Raw genomic sequence first — 293 nt, 5'->3', positions numbered from 1 at the left:
GATTGCGCCGCTTCAATCACGCCGCGATCCACTTCTCGCAGGGACGTTTCGACCAGCCGGGCAAAAAACGGGGCCGCTCCGATCACAAGCGGTGGGATAGAGCCCCGTACCCCAAGCGATGTCCCGACAAGTTTAAAGGTGACGGGAATCAGCACAATCATCAGAATGATAAATGGTACGGATCGCAGGATATTGACGATAAACGAAACAGCCGAGTAAAAAGTCCGGTTTTGCAGCAGCTGTCCCTTGGAGGTGAGAAAGAGCAGAATTCCCAACGGCAGCCCGATCAACAC

At 53.9% G+C, this 293-nt stretch carries 1 protein-coding gene; it reads right to left on the bottom strand.

Annotation, left to right across the window (positions count from 1 at the left end):
* On the bottom strand, positions 1-293 hold a 293-nt coding region (locus MXD62_RS08355; RefSeq protein ID WP_248828824.1), incomplete at both ends, for an ABC transporter permease subunit.

This window comes from Frankia sp. Mgl5, from assembly GCF_023242985.1.
In the GTDB taxonomy this organism is placed as follows: domain Bacteria; phylum Actinomycetota; class Actinomycetes; order Frankiales; family Frankiaceae; genus Parafrankia; species Parafrankia soli.
This window is presented reverse-complemented; position numbering and strand designations above follow the sequence as displayed.